Source organism: Rubrivirga sp. SAORIC476, from assembly GCF_002283555.1.
GTDB lineage: Bacteria > Bacteroidota > Rhodothermia > Rhodothermales > Rubricoccaceae > Rubrivirga.
This window is the reverse complement of record NZ_MVOI01000003.1, coordinates 1,517,099-1,536,586: the sequence shown is the minus strand read 5'-3', so window position 1 is coordinate 1,536,586 and position 19,488 is coordinate 1,517,099. Positions and strand designations below refer to the sequence as shown.

At 71.4% G+C, this 19,488-nt stretch carries 16 protein-coding genes; 10 read left to right on the top strand and 6 right to left on the bottom strand.

Features of this window, described 5'->3' with window-relative positions; all coding sequences use genetic code 11:
- Positions 1-91: 91 nt before the first annotated feature.
- Positions 92-2,089 (top strand): glycoside hydrolase family 15 protein, encoded by a 1,998-nt coding sequence (locus B1759_RS08280; protein WP_198948789.1) that lies wholly within the window; start codon positions 92-94, stop codon positions 2,087-2,089.
- A 63-nt stretch (positions 2,090-2,152) separates the two neighbouring features.
- On the opposite strand, the gene B1759_RS19670 is transcribed toward B1759_RS08280, so the two are convergent.
- Positions 2,153-2,365 (bottom strand): hypothetical protein, encoded by a 213-nt coding sequence (locus B1759_RS19670; protein WP_158225177.1) that lies wholly within the window; start codon positions 2,363-2,365, stop codon positions 2,153-2,155.
- 204 nt (positions 2,366-2,569) lie between these two features.
- On the opposite strand from B1759_RS19670, the gene B1759_RS08270 reads away from it, so the two are divergent.
- Positions 2,570-3,445, top strand: coding sequence for an acyl-CoA thioesterase II (locus tag B1759_RS08270; RefSeq protein ID WP_095514541.1), 876 nt, complete (start codon positions 2,570-2,572; stop codon positions 3,443-3,445).
- Between the two features lie 54 nt (positions 3,446-3,499).
- Positions 3,500-4,165, top strand: a complete 666-nt coding sequence (locus tag B1759_RS08265; protein WP_095514540.1) for a M23 family metallopeptidase — start codon at positions 3,500-3,502, stop codon at positions 4,163-4,165.
- Positions 4,166-4,237: 72 nt separating this feature from the next.
- Here B1759_RS08265 and B1759_RS08260 read toward each other — a convergent pair whose 3' ends face one another.
- The gene (locus B1759_RS08260) at positions 4,238-5,488 is read right to left on the bottom strand and encodes a L,D-transpeptidase family protein (RefSeq protein ID WP_095514539.1); all 1,251 of its coding nucleotides are present in this window, start codon (positions 5,486-5,488) and stop codon (positions 4,238-4,240) included.
- Positions 5,489-5,595: 107 nt separating this feature from the next.
- Complete coding sequence (locus tag B1759_RS08255; protein WP_095514538.1) at positions 5,596-6,987, bottom strand: dipeptidase; 1,392 nt, start codon at positions 6,985-6,987, stop codon at positions 5,596-5,598.
- Between the two features lie 242 nt (positions 6,988-7,229).
- Here B1759_RS08255 and B1759_RS08250 point away from each other — a divergent pair, with 242 nt between their 5' ends.
- The gene (locus B1759_RS08250) at positions 7,230-8,468 is read left to right on the top strand and encodes an ADP-ribose polymerase (RefSeq protein ID WP_095514537.1); all 1,239 of its coding nucleotides are present in this window, start codon (positions 7,230-7,232) and stop codon (positions 8,466-8,468) included.
- Between the two features lie 41 nt (positions 8,469-8,509).
- Entirely contained in the window at positions 8,510-8,785 is a 276-nt protein-coding gene (locus B1759_RS08245) for a hypothetical protein (protein ID WP_095514536.1), read from the top strand.
- 1 nt (position 8,786) lies between these two features.
- Here the strand turns inward: B1759_RS08245 and B1759_RS08240 are convergent, their stop codons facing one another.
- On the bottom strand, positions 8,787-10,034 hold the full coding sequence (locus B1759_RS08240) for a 4-hydroxy-3-methylbut-2-enyl diphosphate reductase (RefSeq protein WP_095514535.1): 1,248 nt from the start codon (positions 10,032-10,034) through the stop codon (positions 8,787-8,789).
- 170 nt (positions 10,035-10,204) lie between these two features.
- On the opposite strand from B1759_RS08240, the gene B1759_RS08235 reads away from it, so the two are divergent.
- Together B1759_RS08235 and B1759_RS08230 are read left to right on the top strand one after the other, a co-directional pair.
- Positions 10,205-13,183, top strand: a complete 2,979-nt coding sequence (locus tag B1759_RS08235; RefSeq protein ID WP_095514534.1) for a T9SS type A sorting domain-containing protein — start codon at positions 10,205-10,207, stop codon at positions 13,181-13,183.
- 123 nt (positions 13,184-13,306) lie between these two features.
- Positions 13,307-15,277, top strand: coding sequence for a serine hydrolase (locus B1759_RS08230; RefSeq protein ID WP_095514533.1), 1,971 nt, complete (start codon positions 13,307-13,309; stop codon positions 15,275-15,277).
- Between the two features lie 60 nt (positions 15,278-15,337).
- Here B1759_RS08230 and tgt read toward each other — a convergent pair whose 3' ends face one another.
- Complete coding sequence (gene tgt, locus B1759_RS08225) at positions 15,338-16,465, bottom strand: tRNA guanosine(34) transglycosylase Tgt (protein WP_369811369.1); 1,128 nt, start codon at positions 16,463-16,465, stop codon at positions 15,338-15,340.
- Between the two features lie 116 nt (positions 16,466-16,581).
- Here tgt and B1759_RS08220 point away from each other — a divergent pair, with 116 nt between their 5' ends.
- Both B1759_RS08220 and B1759_RS08215 read left to right on the top strand, forming a co-directional pair.
- Positions 16,582-17,082, top strand: coding sequence for a metal-dependent hydrolase (locus tag B1759_RS08220; RefSeq protein ID WP_095514531.1), 501 nt, complete (start codon positions 16,582-16,584; stop codon positions 17,080-17,082).
- Between the two features lie 98 nt (positions 17,083-17,180).
- Complete coding sequence (locus B1759_RS08215) at positions 17,181-17,396, top strand: hypothetical protein (RefSeq protein ID WP_095514530.1); 216 nt, start codon at positions 17,181-17,183, stop codon at positions 17,394-17,396.
- On the opposite strand, the gene B1759_RS08210 is transcribed toward B1759_RS08215, so the two are convergent.
- A complete protein-coding gene (locus tag B1759_RS08210) occupies positions 17,393-18,646 on the bottom strand; it encodes an AI-2E family transporter (protein WP_095514529.1) in 1,254 nt (417 codons plus the stop codon). The genes B1759_RS08215 and B1759_RS08210 overlap by 4 nt on opposite strands.
- 57 nt (positions 18,647-18,703) lie before the next feature.
- Here B1759_RS08210 and B1759_RS08205 point away from each other — a divergent pair, with 57 nt between their 5' ends.
- A complete protein-coding gene (locus B1759_RS08205; protein ID WP_095514528.1) occupies positions 18,704-19,417 on the top strand; it encodes a hypothetical protein in 714 nt (237 codons plus the stop codon).
- The last annotated feature ends 71 nt before the right edge of the window (positions 19,418-19,488 follow it).

Genomic DNA, 19,488 nt, shown 5'->3' with positions numbered 1-19,488 from the left:
ACCCCTCCGCCTCGGTGCGGCGCGGAGCCGTCTCGGTGGCGAACCCCGTTCGGTCCATGCCGGTTGGGGGCCTTTGTCCCCCGCTGCGCCCGTGCCCTCCTCCTACCTCCCCATCGGCGACTACGGCCTCGTCGGCAACATGCGGACGGCCGCGCTCGTCGGCAAGAACGGCTCCGTCGACTGGCTCTGTCTGCCCCACTTCGACTCGCCGTCGGTCTTCGCGGGCATCCTCGACGATGCGAAGGGCGGCCACTTCAAGGTCGAGGTGGACGGCAACTACTCGTGCCGCCAGACCTACCTGCCCGACTCGAACGTCCTCGTGACGCGCTTCACCGGCGAAGAAGGCGCCGCCGAAGTCGTGGACTACATGCCCGTGGGCGAGGTCGGGCCGGACACCGGGTACCACGGCCTGATCCGCCACATCCGCGTCCTCCGTGGGACGGTGAGCCTCCGCGTCCGCGTCGCGCCTGCGTTCGACTACGGCCGGAGCACGCACACGGTCGAACTGACCGACGAGGGCGCCGTGTTCACGTCCGAGACGGGCGGCCCCGATGGCGGGCCGCTCCGTGTGGCCCTCTCGACCGTCCGCACGCTCCACATCGACGACGCCGACGCCGACCACCCAGCGGTCGTCCGCGACTTCGAACTGACGCGCGGCGACCGCGTGACGCTCGAACTGCGCCACCTCGATGCCGACGCGGTGCTCGACGAACCGCTCTCCCGCGAGACCGAGTATGCCCTCTTCCGCCAGACGACCGACTACTGGCGCGACTGGCTCGTCGGGTGCTCGTACACCGGGCGCTGGCGCGAGACAGTCCGCCGGAGCGCGCTCGCGCTCAAGCTGCTCACCTTCGAGCCGACCGGCGCCATCGTCGCCGCGCCGACGACCAGCCTGCCCGAGCACATCGGCGGGCACCGCAACTGGGACTACCGCTACTCCTGGATCCGCGACGCCGCGTTCACGCTCTACGGCCTCCTGCGGATCGGCTTCACGGCCGAGGTGCGCTCCTTCATTGGGTGGCTCCGCGACCGCTGCGAGGCGGGCATCCCCGACGATCCCAACGGGCCGCTCCAGATCGTCTACGGCATCGACGGTCGCCGCACGCTGACCGAGTTCGAGCTGCCGCACCTGGAGGGCTACCGCGGCTCGGCGCCAGTCCGCGTGGGCAACGGCGCCGCCGGGCAGCTCCAGCTCGACATCTACGGCGAGCTGCTGGACGCCGTCTACCTCTACGACAAGTACGGCACGCCGCTGGCGTGGGAGTTCTGGCAGGACATCGTGACCTACGTCGACTGGGTGTGCGCCAACTGGGACCGGCCGGACGAGGGCATCTGGGAGGTGCGCGGCGACCGTGAGCACTTCGTCTACTCGAAGCTGATGTGCTGGGTCGCCCTCGACCGCGGCCTGCGGCTGGCCGACAAACGGTCGCTCCCGGCACCGCGGGAGCGCTGGCTGGCCACGCGCGACGCCATCTACACGGCCATCATGGAACGCGGCTGGAGCGAGGAGCGCGGCGCCTTCGTGCAGGCCTTCGGCGGGACCACCCTCGACGCGTCCAACCTGCTGATGCCGCTGGTCTTCTTCACCGGCCCCAACGACCCGCGCATGATCGCGACGCTGGAGGAGACGCTCAAGGCGCCCGAGGACGGCGGCCTGACCTCTGACTGCCTCGTGTGGCGCTACAACACCGGCGAGGTGGACGACGGCGTCGGGGGGGAGGAGGGCGCCTTCAACCTGTGCTCGTTCTGGCTCGTGGAGGCGCTCGCTCGGGCCGGGCGGATCGAGCCGGCGTACCTGGAGAAGGCGCGCGTCATGTTCGAGAAGATGCTCGGGTACTCCAACCACCTCGGGCTGTTCGCGGAGATGACGGGCCTCTCGGGGCAGGCGCTCGGCAACTTCCCGCAGGCCTTCAGCCACCTCGGCCTCATCTCGGCGGCCTACAACATCGACCGCGCGCTCGACGAGCACGGCCCGAGCCGCCGCTCCGGCCAGACGCCCGAGGCCCCCGAGCAGGCGCGGACCGTCCCCGAGGCGGGCCACCCCGGCGCCGAGCCCTCCGCGCACCCGGGGCCGACCGGCGCCCGCTGACGCACAAAAAAGCGCCCCGGCGGACGAACCACCGGGGCGCACCGTGGGCCGGAGCCCGCGAGCTTACATGGTGGACGTGGTGTCCTCCATCATCTCGCCCTCCATCATCGTGTCGTCGACCATCATGGTGTCCTCCATCATGGTGTCGTCCACCATCATCGTGTCGGCCGGCGGGGTGACCACCTCGGCCGGGGTGTCGACGACGGGGGCCTCGGCGGGCTCCTCGGCGCAGCCGACGAACGCGAGAGCAGCAATCAGGGGCAGGAACTTCTTCATAGCAGGGTGCGCGAGGCGCAGGTGGGGTGAGCAGGACGGGCCGGAGCGATACGGCCCGGCGCAGCCGTCCAGGCGGACCGGCGCGCAGCGCGCCAAGTAACCCGATCTGGGGTTCTCAACGCAAGCCTGCTCCGTGAAAACCCATCGACCTGCCGTCGAAGCCTGACGCACGGGCGTAGGGTCCGGCTCGCCCCCGGACGCCCCATGACTGCTCTCGACGACCTCCTCGACCTGCTCGACCTCGAACCCATCGAGGTCCGCATCTTCCGCGGGCGCAACCGGCCTCTCGCCAGCCCCCGCGTCTTCGGCGGGCAGGTGCTCGCGCAGGCCCTCGTCGCCGCCGGGCGGACGGTCGACGCGGACCGCCTCTGCCACTCCTTGCACGCCTACTTCATCCTGCCGGGTGACGTCAAGGCGCCCATCGTGTACGAGGTCGAGTCGCTGCGCGACGGCGGCTCGTTCACGACGCGCCGCGTGACGGCCATCCAGCACGGGCGGCCCATCTTCAACGCGTCGCTGTCGTTCCACCGCGAGGAGCCGGGCCTGGACCACCAGACCGAGGCGGCGCCCGAGGCGCCCGCGCCTGACGCCGTCACGTCCGAGCGCGACCTGGCCCGCGCGGTCGCCGAGCGCATCCCGGAGCCGCTCCGGACAGTCCTCACGCGCGAGCGGCCCATCGACTTCCGGCCCATCGACCCGGTGGACCCCTTCCGCCCACAGCCTCGCGACGCGCGGGCGGCGTCGTGGCTCCGGGCGACCGGTCCGCTCCCGGACGACCCACTCATCCACCAGGCCATCCTCGCCTACGCCAGCGACTGGGGCATCCTCTCGGCGACGCTCCTGCCGCACGGCCGGTCGGTGTTCGACGGTACCGTGCAGGCGGCGTCGCTGGACCACGCGATCTGGTTCCACCGCCCCTTCCGCGCCGACGAGTGGTTGCTCTACGCCATGGACGCGCCGACGGCGGCGGGCGCCCGCGGCTTCGGCCGCGGCCAGGTCACCGACGCCGACGGCGTGCTGGTGGCGAGCGTCGCCCAGGAGGGGTTGATCCGCCCCGTCGACCCGGACCGGGCGCGGTAGCCGACGAACGGGAGGAGGCCGCACGCGTACACCGGGTCTCCTCTTCGCTGTCGCATGCGCTCTGCGTTCCTGTTCGCCGCTCTGGTCCTGCTCGCCGGATGCCGCTTCGAAGCCTCTCCGGCCTCGGAGGCGGCGTCGGCCGACTCGGCGTCCTGCGACTGCGCCGATGGCCGAGACGTCGCCGACGCGGCGCCCGAGGCGCCGCCGGTGGCCGCGGGCGACACGGCGCGCGTGACGCCGGACGAGGCGGGCTCGTTCGATCCGCCCGCCGACCTCGTGCCGTCCGTGAGCGCGGCCGGGCTCGCCATCCCCGTCGCGGGCGTCGAGGCGGACGACCTCGTGGACACGTTCCAGGCCGCGCGCAGTGAGGGCCGGACCCACAACGCCATCGACATCCTGGCACCGCGCGGGACCCCGGTCGTGGCTGCGGCGCCGGGCGAGGTGATGCGCCTGTTCACAAGCGACAAGGGCGGGCTGACCGTCTACGTGCTCGGCGACGACCGCCAGACGGTGTCCTATTACGCCCACCTCGACGCCTACGCGCCCGGCCTCCGCACGGGCCAGCGCGTCCGCCGTGGGCAGGTGTTGGGGGAAGTGGGCGATACGGGCAACGCAGCGCCCGGCAACACGCACCTCCACTTCGCCCTCTGGCGGACCGAGGACTCCGCCGACTTCTGGGACGGCACCCCGGTCAACCCCTACCCGCTGCTGGCGAGGTAGGAAACAGAAAGGGGCGAGAGGCCTGAGGACGTCGCTCCGTCCCGCAGGCCCCGTACCCTCGACGCGGTGGCGTCACACCGTCTGCGTGGAGTCGCGGCGGGCGCCCGACGAGCCCCCCGAGGCGGGGCTACTCGGCGTGGTCCCCTCCAGGAAGCGGACCGTCACGCCGGGCTGGATCAGGCCCGCGAGGCGCTCGGCGTCCCAGTTGGTCAGCCGCACGCACCCGGCCGACGACGCGTAGCCGATCGTGCCGGGCGCGCTGGTGCCGTGGATGCCGTAGTGCTCCTTCGAAAGCGCCATCCACACCACGCCGACGGCGTTGTTGGGTCCGCCCGGGAGCGTCGCCTCCGGCTGGTCGTCCGGCACGCTCTCCAGAATCGACGGCTGGTAGTGCCACGACGGGTCGTGCGCGATGGCCGTGACGCGGAAATCGCCGTCCGGCGACGGGTCGTAGCTGGACCCGACCGTCACGGGGGCGTGGAAGAGGACGGTGCCGTCGGCGGCGACGGCGTGGAGGAAGCCTCCCTCGGCCGAGATCTCGATCCGGTCGACGGTGCCGCGTGCGGACGGCATGCCCATCACGTGGGGCACGCGCAGCCTGTCGCCCGCGCGGAGGCTGTCGAGGGTGACGCCGGGGTTGAGGCGGGCCAGGAGGGCGGGGGCGGCGTGGTACGTCTCGCCGAGCTTCTCGCCCAGCGACTCGTAGCCGAGCGCGTCCAGCTCGGCCTTGGCGTACACGTCGTCCGGGAGCGTCTCGAAGGGCCCGGCCACGTCCGCCTCGGTGAGGGTGACGGTGGTGAGGAGCGAGTCCGGGGCGCCGCCGAGGCGGGCAAGGGCGCGGACGGTCGCCTCGTCGGCGATGCCGGTGGCTTTGAGGCCCTCGGCGGTCTGCGCCCACGTCACGGCCAGCTCGGTGTTGTCGCCCCAGCGGCCGTCGATCTGGCCGGGCGTGAAGCCCGCGCGGTCGAGGAGCACCTGGAGCTTGAGCACGCTCGGCCCTTCGACGTTGCCCCCGAGGGGCAGGTGCATCTGGGCGGACCAGTCGCGCGTCGAGTCGAGCGAGGCGAGCGTCTCGGGGTTGGCGCGCTCGGCGGCGGCGCGACCAGTCGTGTCGGTCTGGGAGAGCGCCCGGCCGCGGCCCGCGAGGCGGTTCGCCTCGACCTCGTCGTCGGAGGGGACGCGGTCGTCGCCGATGGTGGTGACGCGGGTGATCGGGGCGTCGGAGGAGGGCGCCGGGTCGGCGGGCGGCGTCGGCGTGTCGGCGTCGAGCTGGCAGGCGGCGACGGTCACACCGAGGCCGAGGAGGAGGAGAAAAGCGCGCATGAGGAGCAGGGGAGACAGGACCGGATCAACGCCGGGCCTGTCCCAGGGGACCCCTGGTCTGCGGCAATTCATGCGCTGACGGGCCAGGCGGCCACGCCAGCCGATGCTCAGGCGGCCTCCTGCCGGGCGTAGGCGTCGAGGAACCGGATCGACGCCTCGATGCCCTGGTGGAAGCGGTCGAGCCCGAACTTCTCGTTCGGCGAGTGGATCGAGTCCGAGTCGAGGCCGAAGCCCATCAGGACGGTGTCCAACCCGAGGATGGCCTTGAAGTCGGCGACGACGGGGATGGAGCCGCCCTCGCGGGTGAAGAAGGGCGTCTGGCCGAAGACGCCTTCCATGGCCTCGGCGGCGGCCTGCATGGCGGGCGCCTCGCGGTCGACGATGACGCCGTGCCCGCCGTGGAGGTCGGTGAACGTCAGCGTCATGGTGTCCGGGACGTGAGCCTCGAAATGGCGGCGCAGCTTGTCCGTGATGTCGCCCGGCGTCTGATCGGCCACGAGGCGGCACGAGATCTTGGCGGTCGCCTTGGAGGGGAGGACGGTCTTGGCGCCCTCGCCGGTGTAGCCGCCCCAGATGCCGTTCACGTCGAGCGTCGGCCGGCCGGTCGTGCCTTCGAGCACCGAGAAGCCCGCCTCGGTCTTCGTCTCGGAGACCCCGATCTCCTCCTTCCACGCCGCCTCGTCGAACGGCAGCGCGCGGTACGCCTCGCGCTCATCCTCGTCGAGGTCGCGCACGTCGTCGTAGAAGCCCTCGACGGTGACGCGATGGTCGTCGTCGTGGAGGTCCGCGATCATCGCGGCGAGCGCGTTGATCGGGTTCTCGACGCCGCCGCCGTAGACCCCCGAGTGGAGGTCCTTGGCCGGGCCCGTCAGGGACACCTCGACGTAGGCCAGCCCGCGCAGGCCGTAGGCGATCGACGGCACGCCGGGCGCGAACAGCGACGTGTCGGAGACCAGCACCACGTCGGCCGCGAGGCGGTCGGTGTTGGCGCGGAGCCACGCCGGGAGGTGGGCGCTGCCGTTCTCCTCCTCGCCCTCGATCATCATCTTGAGGTTGACCGGCAGGGCGTCGTCCGACTTCAAGTACGCCTCGGCGGCCTTGACGTGCATGAAGGCCTGGCCCTTGTCGTCGGCCGAGCCGCGCGCGACCAAGTTGCCGTCCCTGACGACGGGCTCGAAGGGGTCCTGGTCCCACAACTCCAGCGGGTCCGGCGGCTGCACGTCGTAGTGGCCGTAGACGAGCACCGTCCGGGCGTCGTCGGAGACGTGGTGCTCGGCGTAGACGACCGGGTGGCCGGGCGCGTCGGGCGTGCCGGTCTCCATCACCTCGACCGTCTCCATGCCGATGGCACGGAGGTGGTCGGCCAGCCAGTGGGCCGCGCGGCGGGTGTCGGTGTTGCGGGCCGGGTCCGTCGAGATGGACGGGATGCGGAGCCAGTCTTTGAGCTGGTCGACGGCGTCGTCGGCGTGGTCGGTGGCGAACTGGAGAGCGGCGTTCATGAGAGAGCGGTCGGAGAGGGGCAGGCCTGGAACGTACGCGCGGGCGGCGCCCCGGCTCCGGGTTCTCGCGCCGGGCTCCGCAGCCGGGCAGGCGGCTCCGCCTCGGGCCTTCGTCGGCGCATCGAGGCGGAGCCAGTCTGGCCGGAAGCGGAAAAGCGAACGGGTCGGGCAGAGTGTGACATTTTGGTGTCACTGCGTCGCCGGATCTTGGGTCCATCACGTATCCGCAAGCCCCCGAGATCATGTCCGCACACGCCCCCGACCGCCGCCCCGCCGTCCGCCTCGTCATGGTGACGGGCGAGAACAACAACAAGGTCTACGAGATGGCCGAGAACGGCGATGGGACCTTCACCGCCCGCTTCGGCCGCATCGGCGCCCGCCTCCAGGAGCGCACCTACGACGCCAGCCGGTGGGACGCCACCTACCGCGCGAAGACCCGCAAGGGCTACGTCGACATCACGGCCCTCGCGGCCGAGGAGGGCGACGGCGGCTTCGCCATCGACGACCCCGCCGTGGCCGCGCTGGTGGACCGCCTCCGCGCCGCCGCCGACGCCGCGCTGAGCGCCCAGTACCTCGTCGCCCCGGACGCCGTCAGCGCGCGCCAGGTGACGGAGGCGCAGACCCACCTCGACGCCCTGGCCGACCTAGCCGGTCGCCTCACCGGTCCGCCCGCCGACCAGCCCGACCTGGTCGCGGCCTTCGATGCTCACCTGCTCGACCTCTACCGGACGATCCCGCGCAAGATGGGCAACGTCCGCGAGCACCTGCTCGGGCAGGCCCTCGATCCCGAGAACCTGGCCGACGTGCTCGACGCCGAGCAGGAGGCCCTGGACCGGATGGCCCAGCGCGTCCGATTGGGCGGCGAGGCCGCGCGCCCGACGTTGCTCGACGCGCTCGGCGTGGACCTGCAGCGCGTCACCGACGAGGCCGTGCTGGCGCGCGTCCGCTCGATGATGGGCGTGCACGCCGACCGGCTCCAGAGCGTCGTCGAGGTGGTGCACCCGGCGCAACGGGCGCGGTTCGAGACCCACGTCGCGGCGGCGCGGCGCAAGCAGACGCGGCTGCTGTGGCACGGCTCGCGGTCCGAGAACTGGCTCTCGATCCTGGAGACCGGTCTCGTGCTCAACCCGGCGCGCGCCGTCATCACAGGCAAGATGTTCGGCCACGGTCTCTACTTCGCGTCCGACTTCCAGAAGTCGCTCGGCTACACCTCGCTGCGGGGTGCCTTCTGGACCGATCAGGCCGCTAGCCGCGGGGTCCTGGCGCTGTACGACGTGCACGTCGGCTCCCCGCTGGTCGTCCGCAAGCACGAGGCGTGGTGCTACGAACTGACCGCCGACCGTCTCGGCCAGCACCGGCTCTTCGGCACGCCGGACTCGCTCCACGCCCGCGCGGGGACCATGCTCCGCCACGACGAGATCGTGGTCTACCGCGAGGCGCAGGCCTGCCCGCGCTACCTCGTCGAAGTCGCGGCGGACTGAACGACCTCGCCTCGCATCTCTTCCCTTTGCACCCCCTCCAGATGACCCGCTTCTCCCGCCTCACCGCCTCCGCCGTCCGCGCCGCCGCCCTCCTGGCCGCCACCGAGGCCGGAACCACCACCACGCTCGACGTCAAGCGCGAACTGCGCGACCGCGGCTACTGGGCCGTCCAGTCAGACGTGTCGTTCCTGATGGAGCAGGTCGCCTCGGCGTCTGGCTGGCCGTGGTGGGACCTGGGCGGCTTCCGGCTCTACGCCGTCTCGCGCGCCGGCCACCGCGAGGAGGGGCTCGCGGCTGAGGTAGCCCTCCGGAACTGACTCAGGCCGGCGCGGCCTCGAACGGTGCCAGCGCTTCGTCGACGGGCCGCGTGCTCGGTGTCCACGACAACAGCGTCTGGATGACCGCGTCCAGGAGTGCGTCCGGGCACGAGGCGCCCGCCGTCAGGATCACGTCGAGGGGCCGCCCGTCCACCTCGGGCAGCCAGTCGGCCGTCTCGCGGGGCGTCTTGGTGCGCCAGTCGAAGTGGCGGATGAGGCCCGGCGAGACGAGTTGGTCGGCGTCCGAGACGAAGTAGGTGGGCAGGCCCGCGTCCTCGCAGAGCTCCACGAGGTGCGACGTGTTGGACGAGTTGTAACCGCCGACCACGATCGCCACGTCGGCGCCGGACGCGATGAGGGCCTCAGTGGCGTCCTGGTTCTCCTTGGTCGCGTAGCAGAGCGTGTCCGACGTGTCGGCGATGTTCGCATCGTCGCCGTCACGCGTGACGACGGCCTGGCGGATGCGCTCGGCGATGGCGGCCGTCTCAGAGGCCAGCATGGTGGTCTGGTTGACGACGCCGAGGCGGGCGAGGTCGCGGGCCGGGTCGAAGCCCTCGGAGGTCTTGCCCGTGAAGTGGTCCCAGAAGAACGCCGCGTCCTCGCGGCCCTCGATGACAGCCGCCAGGGTCTCCGTCTCGGCCTCGTCGCGGACGACCACCACGGGCGCCGACGCAGCGGCACGGCTGAACGTGGCCCGCGTCTCCTCGTGCGTCCGCTTGCCGTGGACGATCACCGTGTAGCCCTTCGCGCCGATGCTCGCGCCCTTCTTCCAGACGCGGACGACGAACGGGCAGGTGGTGTCGTAGGCCTGCACGTCCACGCCCCGCGACGAGAGGTCGTCCAGGACCTCGGTGGGGGCGCCGAAGGCTGGCACGATGACGAGGTCGCCGGGGGTGAGCGTGTCGAGTGGCAGGAGGGGCTCGCCCGAGGTCGTGCGCAGGAAGCGGATCCCCCGCGCCAGCAGGTCCTCGTTGACGTGCGGGTTGTGGATCATCTCCGACAGGAGGAAGATCCGTCCGGCCGCGGCCATGTCGGGGTTCTCGGCGAGGGCGCGGTACGCGATCTCGATGGCATTCTCGACGCCGAAGCAGAACCCGAAGTGGCGGGCCAGCTTCACGCGCAGCGGGCCGAAGTCCAGCACGCTCGGAGAGAGGTCCTTCTTGCGGGGGTCGGCCGCCGTGCGCGCGGCCTTGACGCGCGTCACGATGGGGCTCCGGTAAAAGGCGGGGACGTCGAACTGGCGGGCCATGCGAGCGCGTGGGGAAAGCAGGGGATCAACGGGCGAAGGGCGTGTCGGTGCCGTCTGGCGCGTCCTCTGCACAGAATTGGCGGTCTGGAATGCCCCGCCGCGGCGGACCCTGGGGGAATGTGCGACGTAGGTTGATCCCCCTGGTCTCTCCTCTTTCTCCCTCCCCCTGTATGCGACTCTCTACTCACGCGCTCCGCGCCTCCTACCGGACGGCGTCGGGCCTCTTTCTGCTTCTCGCCCTCGTGGGCACCGCCGCCAGCCCGAAGGCGCAGGCGGCGCTCGACCTCCCGATCACGTTCGAGGAGGACATCAACTACGAGATCCGCGACTTCGAGGGGACCGCTACGACCCTCGTGGCCGACCCGACGGACGGTGCCAACATGGTCGCACAGACCGTCCGCGGAGCGGGCGCGGCGACGTTCGCCGGTACCGTCGTCGCGGATGTGACTGGCCTCGCCACGCCGGTCCCCTTCACGGCCGACGCGACGACGATGTCGATGCGCGTCTGGTCTCCCCGCGCGGGCGTCCCGGTGCGGCTCAAGATCGAGCAGACCGCCGGCGGCGCGTTCTCCGAGACGGAGACGCTCACGACGGTCGCGATGCAGTGGGAGACGCTGGTGTTCGACTTCGCGGCTCCGGCCGCCGGGTCGCCGCCCGTCAACCCCGCTGAGGCGTACAACAAGCTGGTCGCCTTCTTCGACTTCGGCCGCGCCGACTCCCCGATGGCGGAGACGTTCTACTGGGACGACATCACCTTCGGTGGTGAGAGCACCAGCGGCGGCGATGACATCGCGCTGCCGATCTCCTTCGAGGAGGACATCAACTACGAGTTGCAGGACTTCGGCGGCACCGAGCAGTCGGTGATCATCACTGACCCGACCGACGCGACCAACCGTGTCGTCCAGACCACCCGCCCGGCCACGGCCGAGTGCTTCGCGGGCACCACGGTCGCCGACGCCAACGGCTTCACCGAGCGCATCCCCTTCACGGAGGATGAGCAGCGGATGAGCGTGCGCGTGTGGTCGCCCGAGGCGGGCGCGCTCGTGCTGTTCAAGGTGGAAGAGGTCGGCAACCCGGGCCTCAACGCCGAGACGTACACCTACACGACCGTCGCCGGCGGATGGGAGACGATGGTGTTCGACTTCGCCGATCCGAAGCCCAACACGAACCCGATCCAGGTCGGCGGCAACTACAACAAGGCGTCGATCTTCTTCGACTTCCAGTGCGACAACGTCCCGGCCTCGACGCTTCCGGCGGCGACGCGGACCTACTACTGGGACGACGTGGCCTTCGGTGTCGAGATGGGCGGCGGAACGGACTCGCCCCTGATCATCACGGGCGTCTTCGACGGCCCGCTCCCGGGTGGCATCCCGAAGGCGATCGAGTTCTACGTCACCGAAGACATCGCGGATCTGAGCCTCTACGGCTTCGGCTCGGCGAACAACGGTGAGGACACCGACGGCATCGAGTTCCAGTTCTCGGGCTCGGCGTCGGCAGGGGACTACCTCTACGCGGCCTCCGAGACCACCGGGTTCACGCAGTTCTTCGGCTTCGCCCCGACCTTCGACGCCGGTGGCGCCGCGGGCATCAACGGCGATGACGCCATCGAGCTGTTTTACGCGCCCGGTGGCGCGACGGTCGGCGGCGAAGGCGAGGTCATCGACGTGTTCGGCGACATTCTGGTCGACGGCAGCGGTCAGCCCTGGGAGTACCTCGACGGCTGGGCCTACCGGACCGACGAGACCGGCCCCGACGGCTCCTCGTTCGTGATCGGCAACTGGACGTTCAGTGGCGTCGACGCCAACGACGACGACACGGCGCAGGGCACGGCCACCAACCCGTGGCCCATCGGCACGTACTCCGACGGCACGATCGTCGAAGGGAACGACCCGGTCGTCTCCTTCGAGACGCCTGAGATCACGTGGAACGAGGGCGGCGGCTTCGCCACCGTGAAGGTCCGCATCGACTTCGACGGCGGCGTCCCGACGGGCCTCCCGGTCTCCGTGACCATCGGCTACACCGGCGGCTCGGCGTCCATGGACGACGTGACCATGCCGACCCCGATGACGCTCACCTTCAGCGGCAACACGGACGGCGAGATCCTCTCGGCCACGCTCACCGCGGTCGGGAACGACGGCGACGAGCCGAACGAGACGGCCCTCTTCGGTCTCACCGTTACGGACGGCGTGGCCACGGTCGGCGACCCGAGCGTGTTCACGTTCTCGATCGTCGACACGGACCCGTTCGAGTTTTACACCATCGCTGACGCTCGCGCGCTCGGCGCCGGGGAGTACGTCTCGATCCGTGCGACGGTGACCCGGACCGAGGGTGCGTTCACCTACATCCAGGATGCGACAGGTGCGCTGACGATCCGCCAGACCAGCGGCGGCTTCTTCGACGGCGTCGCCGACGGCAGCATTCACCCCGGGTCGTTCATCCGCGTGACGGGTGAGCTCTCCGAGTTCGCCAGCCTGCTCCAGATCAACGACAGCGACCTCGACAGCTACGCGGTCGGCGGCGACCAGCCGATCCCGGCCGCGCAGGTGGTCACGCTCGCTGAACTGGCGGCCAATGGCGAGGCCTACGAGGCCGAGCTCGTGACCGTCCAGGAGGTCACCATCGGCGCCGGCGACAACAACGGCGGCATCTTCACCGAGCGGACGACCTACGCCATCACCGACGCCTCGGACGCCACGGGCGCGGTCTCGCTCCGCGTGCCCAACGCGGCCGACACCACCGTGGACGGCGAAGACGTCCCGCCGCGCGCCGATGTCACGGCCGTCGTCGGGCAGTTCAACTTCGACGACCCGACGACGGGCTACCAGCTGCTCGTCATCGAGGCGGAGGACATCGAGGCCCTCCCGGCCGTCGCGTCGGAGACCCGTCCGGACGGCTCGGTTGTGTCGCTGACGGTCGCCAACCCGCTCCGCGGCATGGCGACGGTCCGCTTCTCGGCGGGCACCTCCTCGGAGGTCTCGGTCGCGCTGTACGACATGCTCGGCCGCCGCGTGGCGACGCTCGTCGATGGCCCCGTCTCGGGTGCCCAGACGGTCTCGCTCGACGCGACCTCGCTCTCGTCCGGCGTCTACGTGCTGCGCATGCAGACCGAGGACGTCGCGCTGACGGAGACGGTGACCGTGGTTCGCTAGCGAACCCTCGTCTCGACAGACCGCAGCGGGGCGGGGCCTTCGGGCTCCGCCCCGCTGCTTTTTTGTGTGGCGCAACTCGCGGGCCGTGTGCGACGATAGGAGGCGACACACACCCGCTCCCCGATGCGTCTCGCGCCGACTGTTCTGCTCCTGCTCCTGGCTACCTCGGTCGCTGCCCAGACCTCCCTGACCGTGGGCCAGTCGGTCGAGGGCACGCTCGCCACCGGCGACGCCGACGCCTACACGCTCGCCCTCGGCGCCGACCAGTTCGTCTTCGGCGCGGCCGACCAGCAGACCGTCGACGTGGTGGTGACGGTCACCGGCCCGGACGGCGCCGAGGTCCTCGAGGTGGACGGCCCCGCGCGCGGCCCCGAGGTGTTCCAGTTCGAGGCCGAGGCGGCCGGGGACTACACGATCACGATCACCCCGTTCGAGGACGGCGAGGGCGCCTACGCGCTCCGCATCGACCGCGCCGAGCCGGTCGCAATCACCCCCGCGGGCACGGCCCGCCAGCTGATGGCGGCGTTCGACCGGCCGGACGCGCCCGGCGGCATCGTCGTCGTGGTGGAGGATGGCGCGGTGGTCTTCGAGGAGGCCTTCGGCCTGGCCGACCTCACCACCATGCGCCCGTACACGCTCGACACGCCGACCAACATCGGCTCGACCTCGAAGCAGTTCACGGCCTTCGCCCTCGTGACGCTCGCCGAGCAGGGCCTTCTCGACCTGGACGACGACGTCCGGGACTACATCCCGGAGCTCCCCGACTTCGGCGAGACCGTCACGCTCCGCAACCTGCTGACCCACACGTCGGGCTACCGCGAGTTCCTCAACACGCTCGTCGTCGCCGGTCGTCGGCTGGGCGAGGGCGACGCCATCCACCGCGACGAGATCATCCGCATGATCCAGCGGCAGCCGGACCTGCAGAACGCGCCCGGCGCCGAGTGGAACTACAACAACTCGGGCTTCGCGCTGGCCACGCTCGTCGTGGAGCGCGTCGCCGATCAGCCGTTCGACGAGTGGGTCGCCGAGAACGTGTTCGCGCCGGCGGGCATGGCCGACACACGCTTCCGGACTTCGCCGCAGGCCATCGTGCCGAACCGGGCGGCGGGCTACGCGCGCGGCGAGAACGGCGCGTGGGCCGACGTGCCCGACCTCGGCGGCGCCATGGGCGCAGGCGGCATCTACACGACCGCGCGCGACCTCGCCCGTTGGATGGCGACCGTGCACCTGGGCGACGCCTTCCCGGCGCGCTACGCGCAGATGACGGAGCGCGCCGTGCTCACGACCGGCGACACGACCAGCTACGGGCTGGGCCTCTTCCTGAGCGAGTTCGAGGGCGTCCCGACGGTCCACCACGGCGGCGCCGACAACGCGCACCGCTCTGCGTTCGTCGTCTTCCCGACGCTCGACGCGGGCGTGCTCGTGCTCACGAACTCGGCCACCAACACAGACGCCATCGCCTACCGCACCGCGCAGGCCTTCTTCCCGGAGGCCTTCTCCGACGACGCCGACTCCGATGAGCCTGTCGCCGAGGCCGCCGACTTCGACCCGGCCGACTTCGACGACGCGCTCTTCGACGGCTACGCCGGCCGCTACTCGCTCGACGAGGCGCCCGCCTTCGTGCTCGAGTTCCGCCGCGATGGCGACGGGGGCTACGAGACCCAGGCGACGGGCCAGGCGGCGCTGGAGATCGTCCCCCGGTCGGACTCCTCGTTCGTGTTGACCGCCGTCGAGGCGGCCGTCACGTTCCACCGCGGACCCGACGGCCGGGTCCGTTCGGCGACGCTCCACCAGAACGGCGACCACCCGGCGACGCGCATCGAGGAGCCCACCGAGGCGCTCGACCTCGCGGCCTACGAGGGCCGCTACTTCAGCGACGAACTGGAGACCTTCTACACGGTCGTCATGGAGGACGGCGACCTGGTGTCGCGCCACCTCCGCACGGGCGACGTCACGCTCTCGCACGTCTCCGGCGACACGTTCACCGGCAGCGGCCCCACGCTCGAGTTCGAGCGCGACGCCGACGGCGAGGTGACCGCCTTCGTAGTCGACTTCGGCCGCACGCGGGGCATCCGCTTCGAGCGGTTCGAGTAGCGTTCAGGGCTCCGCGTTGGCGAGGTGCTGCACCTGGGCCAACGCGGAGCCCCGCCCTCGTCACGCCTTCCGCGCCAGTCGGTCGGCCCACTCGCGGCGCCACGCCGGGAAGCGGCCCTCCAGAATCGCCGTCCGCATCTGGCGCATCGTCCAGAGGTAGAGGGCCAGGTTCTGGACGCTGGCGATCTCGATGAAGAGCGGCTCGTTGGCCTTGGTGAGGTGCCGGAGGTAGCCCTTCGAGAACGTCTGCGAGTGGTACACGTCGAGGCCCGCGTCGACCGGCGCCTGCTCGGTCTTCCAGCGGGCGTTCTTGATGTTGACCATCCCGTCGGTCGTGAACAGCGTCCCGGTGCGCGCGTTGCGCGTCGGCATGACGCAGTCGAACAGGTCGACGCCGCGGGCCACGTTCTCGATCAGGTTCTGCGGCGTCCCGACGCCCATCAAGTAGCGCGGTCGGTCGGCGGGCAGCACCGCGTTGACGATCTCCACCATCTCGTACATCACCGGCGCCGCCTCGCCGACGGAGAGCCCGCCGATGGCGTACCCCTCGGCGCCGAGCTGCATCAACGCGTCCGCCGACTCGCGGCGGATGGCCGGGAAGGTGGCGCCCTGGACGATGGGGAAGAGGGCTTGGTGGTGGCCGTAGAGCGGCTCGGTGGCGCGGTAGTGGGCGAAGGCACGCTCGGCCCACCGCAACGTCCGCCCGTTCGCGCGCCGCGCCTCGGTCTCGTCGACGGTCGCAGGCGTGAGCTCGTCCAGCACCATCATGATGTCCGACCCGATGTCGCGCTGGGTGTCGACGACGGTTTCGGGCGTGAAGTGGAGCGGCGTCCCGTCGAGGTGGCTCTGGAAGCGGACACCCTCCTCGGTGACCTTGCGCAGCTCGGCGAGGGAGAATACCTGGAAGCCGCCGCTGTCGGTCAGGATGGGGCCGTCCCACTGCATGAACCGGTGCAGGCCACCCATCGCGCGCAGCACCTCGCGGCCGGGCCGCAGCGCGAGGTGGTAGGTGTTGGCCAGGATCTGCTGGACGCCGATCTCGCGCAGCGTCCGCGGCGCGACGCCCTTGACGCTCCCGACCGTCCCGACGGGCTGGAACGTCGGCGTCTCGACGGTCCCGTGGTCGGTGTGGAGGAGGCCGGCGCGGGCGCCGGTCTCGGGGCACTCGGCCTGGAGCTCGAAGGTCAGGGGCATGGGTCGGAGAGCGTTCGGAGCAGGCTACCACGGCGTACGCCGTCAGCCCGGCAAGCGTCGGCGAAACATCCCACCTCGGCGCCGAGGCGGGCGGGGCCGGATCTTGCACCATGCTCATCGGCCACATCCCCGCCGGGTACCTCGCGGCGACGCCCGTCCTCGACCGCCTGGGTCTGACGCCGCGCCGTCGGCGGACGCTCCTCACCGTCGCGCTCGTCGCCAGCGTCGCGCCCGACCTCGACGTGCTGGCCTTTTACGCGACCGGCGGGCAGGTCCACCACCACGCCTTCCCGACGCACTGGCCGCTGACGTGGCTCGCGGTGACCGGAGCCGGGCTCGCGGTCGCCGCGGTTCGGCGGAGCCGGTGGATCGCGTGGCTGGCGCTCACCATCGGCGCGGCGGCGTTCCTCCACCTCTCGCTGGACAGCATCGCGGGAGCGGTGCGCTGGGGCGCGCCGTTCTCGGACCATGAGACGACGCTGGTGGAGGTGCCCGCGCGGTACGCCCACTGGATCGTGAGCATGGTGCTGCACTGGACGTTCGGCGTCGAACTCCTGGTCGCCGCCGTCGCCGGAGCCGTCGCCTGGCGACGCCGCGCGGGGGCCGGGTGACCCCGCCTCGGAGCCGAGGGAGGCGAGCGTCGGGTCGTGGCCGGACCCCGTCGGCAGTCCCGCCGTACGAGCCCTCCCTTCTCTCTCCCCCTCTCGACATGAACAACCTCTTTCGCGGTCTCATCGCCGGCTACGGCGCCAAGAAGCTCGGTGGCGGCTGCTTCTCGACCATCCTCGTCTTCGTCATCATCTGGGTCGTGCTCGGCCAGTGCGGCGCGACGTACCCGCCCGCCGACGAGCCCACCCCGACCGTCGAGGCCGCTCCGCAGGCCCCCGCCTCGGACGCTACAGCGCAGGCCCTGGTGCTGCCCTAGCCCGCCTCGGGGAGGGCGCCGGGTGTGTCGGCGTCCTCCTCGTCGTCGCCGAGGTCGATGACCAGCGACTCGCGGCGGGCGCGGACGGCCCCGGCCACCAGCGCCGCCGCGGGGACGGCCAGCACCAGCCCGAGCAGGCCGAACAGCGCCCCGGATACGAACAGGGCCAGCAGAATCACGACCGGGTGGAGCCCCACCTGCTGGCTCATGATGTTGGGCGTCAGGACGGCCTGCTCGATGAGCGCCTGCACGGCCAGCACCGCCAGCACGATCAGCACGTCGCTGAACGTCCCGAAGGCGAGCATGAGCGTCACGCCGAGTACGTAGGTCAGCACCGAGCCCAGGCTCGGGATCAGGTTGAGGAGCCCGGCCGCCAGCCCCAGCAGCAGCGAGTACGGCACGCCGAAGAGCGTCAGGGGGACGGCCACCAGCACGCCGCTCAGTGCCGAGATCGTGAGCTGCCCACGGACGTAGCTGCCGAACACGCTCGCCGCGCGCGTCAGGTACGTGCGCTCGCCGTCGACCCGGGGCAGCAGGGACACGAGCCCGTCGCGCAGCTGGCGGAAGTCCTTCAGGGTGAAGAACAGCAGCACCGGGACGAGCGCGGCCGTGGTCACCAGCCCGAGCAGCGCGCCGACCTGTCGAAAGAGGCCCCCGAGGAAGGCGGGGACGCGGCCCAGCGCGCCCTGGATCTGGCCGGGGATGAACGTCGTCAGCTGCTCGACGAGCGCGGCGCGATCCAGAAGCCCGGCCGCCTCGGCTTCGGCGAGGGCCGACGAGTTGGCGACCCAGTCCGGGGCCTGCATGGCGAGTGCGATCGCCTGCGAGGCGAGGTCTTCGGCCTGGCTGGCCACCATCGGCACGCCTTGCACGAGCACCACCGCGACGACGGCCACGACGGCCAGCGTCAGCACGAGGGTGGACGCCCAGCGGGGAACGTGCCACCGGCGCTCGGCGGCGGTCACGGCGGGGTCCAGCAGGTAGGCCACCACGAACACCGCGATGAACGGCGCCAGCACCCCGGACAGGCGGCTCAGCAGGTACGCCCCGAACACGAGGCCGCCCGCCCACAGCACGGCTTGCGCCGGGCGCTCGCGGCGCAGCGGCCACAGCAAGGCCGCCCCGGCGACGGCCACCCAGAACGGACCCAGCCCGTCCCGGAGCGTCCACAAGAGCGCGAGCAGCGTCAGCACGCCGCCCGCCAGCAGGACGGTGCGCGCCGGGACCAGGGCAGGACGGGGCTCGGGCATGCCGAAACGTACGCCGAGGCGGCGGCGGCTGGTCGGCGGGATGGGTACGTTCCAGACATGTGCGCGCTGCGGATCGTCGTCTCTCTCTTTCTGGTGGCCCTCGCCGCCGGGCCTGCGGGCGCGCAGGACCGCGTCGCGCCGCCGCTGCCCGACACGACCGCCGCGCGCTACGGCTCCACCGGGGCGCTCGTGCTGGTCCTCACCGAGTACGGCTTCGGCGTCGGCGGCAGCGTCCGCGCGCGGCTCACTGACGACGTGTCGTTCCTCACGGAGCTGTCCGTCGGCGCCGGGCGCGACGAGCGCGAGCAGAGCTTCCTCGGCTTCTTCGGCGAGCGCGTGACGCCGTTCAAGCGCAACTACGTGGCGCTGATCCCGCTGCACGTGGGGCTGGAGCGGCGCCTCTTCCGGGCGTCCGTGGAGGACAACTTCCGGCCGTTCGTCCAGGCCTCCGTCGGCCCGACGCTGGCGCTACAGTGGCCTTACTTCGACGACCTCGACGGCGACGGGCGCCGCGACGCCACCGAGGAGGCGCGCGGCCCGCTGGCGACGGTCGGCGACGCGCAGGCGCGGGTCGGCGTGGGGACGGTGCTCGCTGTCGGCGCCTTCTTCGGGCGCGGGCGCACGACCACGCAGGCCGTCCGCTTCGGCTTCGAGGGGACGTACTTCCCCATCGAGGTGGACCTGCTGGAGATCCGCCCGGACGTCGAGGACCCGTCCCGCCAGGTCTTCTGGACGCCGGTCGTCAGCTTTCACGTCGCACGCCTGCTGTAGCGCGCGGAAACGGCCGGGGCCTGCTTCCACCGCGGTGCCGAGGCGGGCCATCTTCACGCCTCACGCCTCAC